We start from the raw sequence: 7,844 nt of genomic DNA, 5'->3' as shown, positions 1-7,844 counted from the left end.
TTTTTATAAACGGTGTTAATGCTCCATCTCTTCCTGTCAATGGTCTTCCTTCTCGTATAGATGACAGGATATTTGTTTCTAATTCTTTATAATCTACCAAACCAGTAGTTCTATTTGCTTGACTCATATCAAACCTCCATCTTTTATATCAATTTATTACTTTTTTTTCGGCTTGACACACTTTTTTGAACGTTCCCAAATCCACCCAAAAATGATCCTATTAGAGAAAAAGGTTTAATCAGTATACCAAACAAACTACTAAAAAAAGAGCTTGGCTGTTCTTCATTTGTTGATGATTCACTTTGTGGACTAACACCATTTTGTGTAAGTGTTATGTCAATAGAATGTCCATTATCAGCAGCTTCAATTTTTACATCACTTTCTTCTTCTGCACTGATCTCCTGTTGTTCTTCCTTTGGGTCTTGCTCTTGTGTAACTGGTTGGACATTACCTTCTTGTCCAGCATCTTCCTCTTGATCTCCTTCACTATCTGTCGATACTGAACTGTCATCAGTTTTTTCTGCGGCTTTTTTTAATAGAGCTTTTATTTCTTCTGTTTTAGCTAAATCAAAAGGAGTTTTTTCATCCTTGTCTTTTACATTGATAGCGATTCCGTCTACTGCTAATAGAATTTTTACTATGTCTATATGACCATTTTTAGCAGCATAATGTAAAGGGGTCTTTTCACTTTCATCTATTGCATTAACATCTGCCCCCTTATCTAGATCATCTTCTAGCTGCTGAGAAAAACTGTCCCCAAGCTTAGCAAATAAGTGTAAGGGAGTCGCTTTATATAATTCTAGTTTAATTTCATTAACACCATTGGGTTTGTTAAAATATATTACAGAACTAAATCTTGTTTTATTATTTATATCGGTACCAATCTTTATGAAGTCTAAATCATTTTTAACAAAATCTTTTCCTGATGATTGGTAATGGTCAATGACTTGCTTTTTTATTGACTTATGAGATCTTTTAATATTTTCTATAATTTTATTTACTTCTTCTTGTGAAAAGCTGAAAGCTAAAGGTTCATAATCTTTATAATCATCAGAAATTGTCGCTTTGAAAAGGGTATAAACTTTATTGATTTGTCTTGAAGATATTTCTTTTTGTGAAAAGTTGAAAGCTGGAGGATACACACTGTAATTAAAACCTTCATATTTAAACTCAAGTGGCCCAGTTCCAATAAATTTTAGATTATGATCCTTTGTTAGTTGTGATAAAAAATTTTTCCATTTACTTTCATCAAACTCGTTGTAACGAGGCCATGAGTAAATTAATACTTTATCTCCAACATCTCCAAATTGTACATGAATACTGTTTGGTTGTTTGAATATATCATTATATTCTTTTCCAAAATCATAGGTGTTAAGAACCTCAACTGACATATTATGAACATCATTGCTGATATATTTTAAGAAGATTTCCCTAACTTTGTGAGTCTTTTCAGCTAATCGAACTTTCTCACCCTGATTTAGAGAGCTGTTAAAATGTGTATAATCAATAAAATTGCCACTCATCTGCACTTTTCTATAGAAATTGTATTATCATGGTACAGTTGCTAATAATCAATGAACTCTGCAGATAAAGTTCTCTGGATGCCAGCACCACATACCGAAATTACACCTTCATAAGGTTATATAAGAAATCTATTGTAATCAGCCTTCTCTGTGTTTTTCAGTATATTTAAGTAAACTATATATAAGAATTGCAATTATAGAACATGCAACTGTTAACAGTAAATTTGGTAAAATACTATAGTGAAAAAATTTTCCTACTATATATATTCCAATAGCTCCAAACATCATATTGCAGAATGAGAGGACTGCACTACCAAGCCCTATACCCTTGATTGTTTCTAAAGCAGAAGTTACGTTATTGCTGATTACGAGTGCAAGCCCGATATTGCTCGGAATCCAAAGAACTTGAAGAATAAGTACACTTAACTTGTTTGTGAGATAAAAATATACCAATAAACCATCCGATATCATCGGTAATACCAAACCTATTATTAACATCTTGCTCACTCCTATTTTTGGTACGTACCTTCTATTAATTAAAGTTCCAATTATGTAAAATATAACTATGATTGATATGAGATAGCCAAAATATTGTACTTCAACGCCCATTGATTCAAATATGAACGGGTAGTTAGCAATGTATGCCCAAAGCCACATGAAAGTTAATCCATGAATGGCTGAAAACCCAAGGAAACGATAATTCTTAAATATTAATATATACTGCTTGAAGATATTAATACTGGCTTTACTTTTATTTACGGTCAGCGTTTCTTGTAGCTTCAAGTAAATAAAAATGAGCATAATAATTGCGGCAAGTGATATGATAAAAAACAAAAACTTCCAACTATAACCATGTGAAATTATATAACTGCCTACCACTGGAGCTATTCCAGGTGAAAGTGCTACTATCATATTTAACTTTGAGATTACTCTTGAGTATTCACTACCTGAGTACATATCCCTGATTGCTGCATATCCGACAACGCCTGCAACACCAGCTCCAGCTCCTTGTATAAACCGGATTAATATTAAAAGTATAATATTATCAGCTATACAACATACAATACTTGCCAAAGTAAAAATTGTCATACCAATCAGCATTATTAGGCGCCTGCCATAATAGTCTGACAATGGGCCATAAATTAATCCAGATATTGCAATTCCTACTAAATTTAAACTGATCGTAAGCTGCGCTATATTACCTTTCACCTTAAAATAGTTGGCAATACTTGGCAATGCAACTGAGTATAAGTCTGTTGCCATGTCAACAACTGCTACAGATAATATCATAATAAGGGAGATGATATTTTGTGAAAAAGCTGTCGACACTAATGATTTACTGGATTAAATATGTTTAATTGTAGTATATTTTTCTCATTAGTATATTAATTTAACTGCTAAAGTTTAAAATAATTATGTAAGCAATCTCTATATAAAATATGGATAAATCACAACTGGTTAAAGAGGTTTTCGATTCTGTAGCAAATTGCTACGACATCATAAATGATATAATGAGCCTTGGAATGCACAGGCTATGGAAAGAGAAGATGGTAAGTAGTGTGAATTTTAAAAAGCACTCCAAGGTTTTGGATATTGCTGGAGGAACCGGAGATATAGCTATAAGAATAGCAAGAGGGGAGCCAAGTGCTCAAGTTACAGTATGTGATATAAATCAAAACATGCTGGACAAAGGGCGTGATAAAGCTATAAATTCAAATCAGCTAAATTTCAATTGGGTATGTGCAAATGCAGAGAGTTTACCATTTGAAGATTCCGAATTTGATTATTATACAGTAGCTTTTGGTATTCGAAACTTTTCCGACCGTAAGAGGGCTTTAAGTGAAGCATATAGGGTACTAAAGCCAAATGGACAATTTGTCTGCTTGGAATTTGCCCCTATGCATTATCAAAATGAGATATTCACCAAATTTTATGACTTATACTCATTTAAAGTAATTCCTAAAATTGGTAGCATAGTTGCTAAAGATAAGGGTTCTTATGAATACCTAGTAAGAAGCATAAGAGAATTTCCAACTCAAACTAATTTTAAAATGGAAATTGAAGAGGTAGGCTTTAAGAATGTTGAGTTCTATAATATGAGCTATGGAATAGTGGCGTTACACATTGGAACAAAATAAACTCTGGTCTATTCAGTAGTTTTTTTGCTAACTTTCTGTAATTTCGCAGCGTTTTTCCTTGAGTAGAAATCAAGCTAAAGTTTCTTGAACGTATTGCTCTAACGAAGTACACTGTAAACTAATATTGTAACTTTTTCCTGAAGCTAAATACTTAACTTTAAAATAAAATGCGATCTAACATTAAGCAGCTATTTTACTATATAAAACCTAGTCTACATTATTTTACCGTAGCTTTTATTGCAGTTCTATTTTCAGCTTTAACGATTCTTCTTTTTGGTAGGGGCTTAAGCAACATAATTGATTCTGGCGCAGAGCATAACTTTACTACCAAGCTCGTAGTTGCAATACTGATAGTTTTAGGCATTTCTTTCACTGCATTTATTCGGTTATATTTCATTGGCATTGGCAGCGAAAAAGTTGTCGCAAGAATCAGATATGACTTATATAGCAGTATTACTGATTTACAACCAAGTTTCTTTGAGAATACAGGTGTGCAAGATGTTATCTCAGCACTCATTACTGATACCTCTGCATTGCAATCGATAATAAACAGCAGCTTATTGACAATATTGAGGAATGCAGTGGTACTAACTGGTAGTGTTGCAATGCTGTTATACACAAATCTACATTTAACCGCATATGCAGCTGCAATAATACCCATACTGCTCATTATCATGACTTCACTTGGAAAAAAAGTTCGCAATTATGCACGCTTTGCTCAGGATAAATTAAGTGAGCTTGCATCATTTAGTGAGGAAAATTTTAGATCTATAGTAACCATTAAATCATTTGTACTAGAAGAAAATGAAAAAATTCGTTTTCAGAAACATCTAAACTCAGTATCAAAATCATACGTAAAATTAGTACTCTTGCGTGCTATTTTAGTAACTCTAGTTATCACGTGTGTGATAGGTTCGCTAGTTATTTTGCTTTTTTTTGGAATAAAAGAAGTCTTAAGTAATAATATGACCATTGGAGAACTCTCCTCATTTGTGTTTTATTCAGCGCTTGCGGCAGGAGCTATAAATAATTTGAGCGATAATATCAGTGATTTACAACGAGGTCTTGGAATAGTAGAGCGTTTATTTGAATTTAAAAATATGAAAAGCTCTATATTAGATAGTGATAATCCTATAAGGATCAATAGTGTTCAAAAAGGAATTTCGTTTAATGATGTAACATTTTTTTATGCTGATAAGCCAGCATTAAATAACGTATCATTTTCTATAGAGGCAGGCCAATCAGTATCAATTGTTGGACCATCTGGCAGTGGCAAGAGCACCATTTTAAAGCTTTTGCTCCGTTTTCACGATCCAAGTGAAGGCAGTATTACTATCGATGGACAGAATATTAAGACAATTGCGCTAAATGACCTAAGATCGCTGTTTGGCTTAGTACCACAAGATCACATGATATTTTCTTGCTCAATAATGGAAAATATACTATACGGCAAACCGGGTGCTGAATATGAGGAAGTCAGGCAAGCAGCTATTAGCGCTTATGCGATGGAATTTATTGATAAACTGCCGGATAAATTTGATACATTTGTAGGAAAAAGAGGACTGAAGCTTTCTGAAGGACAAAAACAACGCATCATAATAGCAAGAGCAATACTAAAAAATCCTCAGGTTTTAATACTTGATGAAGCAACTTCCGCCCTTGATTATAAAAGTGAGAACCTAGTTCAAAAAGCACTGAGTAAATTAATGCAAAACAGAACAACAATTATAATTACACACAGACTATCAACCGCACTCAAAACTGACAAGATTATAGTGATTAATTGCGGGAAAGTGGAAGAAGTCGGTACTCATGATTCTCTAATGAGTAAAGATGGGCTGTATGCAAAATTGGCGAAGATATAGTAAAAACTGAAGGAAAATTTGAGTCATACTTGTTGGTTGTTATGCTGAATTTGGCAATCTGGTTATTAAATCTTTAATTATTTTGACCTATAATAGTTCTATAATATTTTTAGAGAGAGTTTTTATGACTTACAATTCTTTTTTACCTACAGGCGTTCCTTCCAATACAGTATGCGTAACTAACTATGGTTGATCATGTAATGATCAGGTTAATAAAGAAACTTTAGGTAAAATAAGGGAGGAAATGCAAAAGGAACTAAAGGAGTATCTAGAACTTCAAATTGGTAATCAGAATAAAGAAAATGAAGAAAAAGTTTATCAAAAAGTTCTAGACAAAATAAAACTTGAATTAGCGAAGATTACTGAAGGTAAAGATATGAAGGAAGTTCTTTCAGAGCTTGCAATAACAGTCAATCTAGAAACCGGTGAAATTCTTAATATCACTAACGGAAAATCAACAGGTAAGACCTACTTAGAGTGCGTAGAAAATTTTGCGGGCCTAGGAGATGATGTCATTATGATTGATTCAAAAGGTAAGCTTAATGCTGACTGTAAAGACAATGTTTTATGCAAGGAGTGTGTAGAAGCAATAAACTCTTCTATAGTTGTTGGGAAAAGTTTTTCTACTGTGCAAGAAGAAACTCTTCTTGATGGGATATTAGTATTACCAGAAATAGTTAATCTTATATAAGAGTGCTGAGAGATGTACGTTTTTAGGTTATATACCTAACTCTGAATATATCTTTATAGATATTTGAAAGTATCATATAGATAGAGTACCTATATTTGCTAATTAATTTTTATTTAACAGGAGAAAAATATTATGTCAAAAAATAATTCTTTTTACCAAAATCAACAAAGCAAAAGTTATTCAACTTCCCGACCATTATCATTTAAAATTTTCAAAAAAGAAGATCCTAACCGTGAGATTGATGAGAAGACTAAAAATGAATTAAAAGAAAAGATTAATGATGAGCTAGAGAAAGATCTCTTACGTGAGATTGATGAGAAGACTATAAATGAATTAAAAGAAAAGATTAAGGATAAACTAGAGAAAGATCTTAACCGTGAGATTGATGATAAGGCTATAAATGAATTAAAAGAAAAGATTAATGATGAGCTAGGGAAAGATCTTAACCGTGAGATTAATGATAAGACCAAGAATGAATTGAAGGAAAATATTAAGAATGAACTGAAGAAAGATCTTAAGTGCGAAACTTGCGAAATTGATGATAAGACTAAGAATAAATTGAAGGAAAATATTAAGAATGAACTGAAGAAAGATCTTAAGTGCGAAACTTGTGAAATTGATGATAAGACCAAGAATGAATTGAAGGAGAATATTAAGAATGAACTGAAGAAAGACCTTAAGTATGAAATTGATGATAAGACTAAGGAGGAAATAAAAAATAAAATAAAAGATGAGATAGATTGTAAGTGTGATCAGAATAAGACTTCTAATGAGGAAAAAGATAAAGGGAAAGGTGAAACTGTCGATAATGGAAGTAAAGGAGCCATAGAAAGTATGCTGATAACTGAAAAACATGCTACTGATAAGGATAACTGTTTAGGTTATGCAGGATATTATAAATCACGCGGTGAGGTCGGTCAGCCTGGTTGGGTTACAAAAGATCTTTTGAAGCAATTTCTCCCTGACTTAATGAGCAATAAAGAGATTGTGGATCATTTTTACACGAAAAATGCTAAACAGTATTATGCAGACAATTTTGCTATCACTTTTGAAAGCAAAGAAAATACCAAGTGCGGAAGCAACATAAACTACACATGGGCTGCGCCAAGCAATATGTGGTGTAATAAAGGAGGTAAAACAGGGGATGCTGGGTTAAGATGTCCAAAGGAGTTTCAGAGTGATAAAACGAGTGTTTGTTGCCCTTCCACTGCACCTTATGCGGATTATATATACAGTAAAAATTTCTTTCTCAATGATAGGTGTCCTAATTTAGTATTAAACCTTAAGGGAAAGGAATTAGAAGAATGTGCAGGTAAAACTATAGTTGCAAAATTAAAATCACCATTGATAATTCTTGATTATTCTAAGAAAATAATAGACAAAGATGGTAACAACACTGGAATATACTACTCTCAATTAAAACCTCACTTAAATCCTGATGGTACAATGAAAGACTGTGGAAGTAATGCAAAATGTCAGGAATACGCGGGAACGTTCAAAAAAGTGTGTCAAACCGAAAAAAAAGTAATAAATTGATATAAAAAATGGAGGTTTGATATGAGTCAAGCAAATAGAACTACTGGTTTGGTAGATTATAAAGAATTAGAAACAAATATCCTGTCATCTA

General features: G+C 32.6%; 6 protein-coding genes and 1 pseudogene. 4 read left to right on the top strand and 3 right to left on the bottom strand.

Annotated elements, in window-relative coordinates:
- The 3 genes and pseudogenes from JR312_RS05175 to JR312_RS05165 form a co-directional block, all read right to left on the bottom strand.
- A pseudogene (locus tag JR312_RS05175) lies at window positions 1-127 on the bottom strand (IS256 family transposase); the annotation flags it as partial.
- Between the two features lie 16 nt (window positions 128-143).
- Window positions 144-1,523 carry an ankyrin repeat domain-containing protein gene (locus JR312_RS05170; RefSeq protein ID WP_416647892.1) on the bottom strand — a complete coding sequence of 460 codons (1,380 nt, stop codon included), beginning with the start codon at window positions 1,521-1,523 and terminating at the stop codon, window positions 144-146.
- A gap of 138 nt (window positions 1,524-1,661) precedes the next feature.
- Window positions 1,662-2,852, bottom strand: coding sequence for a Bcr/CflA family efflux MFS transporter (locus JR312_RS05165; RefSeq protein ID WP_458065612.1), 1,191 nt, complete (start codon window positions 2,850-2,852; stop codon window positions 1,662-1,664).
- A gap of 110 nt (window positions 2,853-2,962) precedes the next feature.
- Here JR312_RS05165 and ubiE point away from each other — a divergent pair, with 110 nt between their 5' ends.
- From ubiE to JR312_RS05145, 4 genes are all read left to right on the top strand, one after another.
- Window positions 2,963-3,661, top strand: coding sequence for a bifunctional demethylmenaquinone methyltransferase/2-methoxy-6-polyprenyl-1,4-benzoquinol methylase UbiE (gene ubiE, locus JR312_RS05160; protein WP_416647891.1), 699 nt, complete (start codon window positions 2,963-2,965; stop codon window positions 3,659-3,661).
- A 167-nt stretch (window positions 3,662-3,828) separates the two neighbouring features.
- Entirely contained in the window at window positions 3,829-5,526 is a 1,698-nt protein-coding gene (locus JR312_RS05155) for an ABC transporter ATP-binding protein (RefSeq protein ID WP_264330549.1), read from the top strand.
- Window positions 5,527-5,770: 244 nt separating this feature from the next.
- Entirely contained in the window at window positions 5,771-6,217 is a 447-nt protein-coding gene (locus tag JR312_RS05150) for a hypothetical protein (RefSeq protein ID WP_264330548.1), read from the top strand.
- Window positions 6,218-6,349: 132 nt separating this feature from the next.
- Complete coding sequence (locus tag JR312_RS05145) at window positions 6,350-7,753, top strand: hypothetical protein (protein WP_416647890.1); 1,404 nt, start codon at window positions 6,350-6,352, stop codon at window positions 7,751-7,753.
- The last annotated feature ends 91 nt before the right edge of the window (window positions 7,754-7,844 follow it).

The organism is Wolbachia endosymbiont of Nasonia giraulti (assembly GCF_048054155.1).
Classification (GTDB): domain Bacteria; phylum Pseudomonadota; class Alphaproteobacteria; order Rickettsiales; family Anaplasmataceae; genus Wolbachia; species Wolbachia pipientis_C.
Note: the sequence above shows the minus strand (reverse complement) of the source record. Positions and strands in the feature narration are given on the sequence as shown.

What these genes read in the sequence shown, in the direction of transcription:
- JR312_RS05170 (WP_416647892.1), bottom strand. Translation starts at nt 1,523, where the DNA reads ATGAGTGGCAATTTTATTGATTATACACATTTTAACAGCTCTCTAAAT.
- ubiE (WP_416647891.1), top strand. Translation starts at nt 2,963, where the DNA reads ATGGATAAATCACAACTGGTTAAAGAGGTTTTCGATTCTGTAGCAAAT.
- JR312_RS05155 (WP_264330549.1), top strand. Translation starts at nt 3,829, where the DNA reads ATGCGATCTAACATTAAGCAGCTATTTTACTATATAAAACCTAGTCTA.
- JR312_RS05150 (WP_264330548.1), top strand. Translation starts at nt 5,771, where the DNA reads ATGCAAAAGGAACTAAAGGAGTATCTAGAACTTCAAATTGGTAATCAG.
- JR312_RS05145 (WP_416647890.1), top strand. Translation starts at nt 6,350, where the DNA reads ATGTCAAAAAATAATTCTTTTTACCAAAATCAACAAAGCAAAAGTTAT.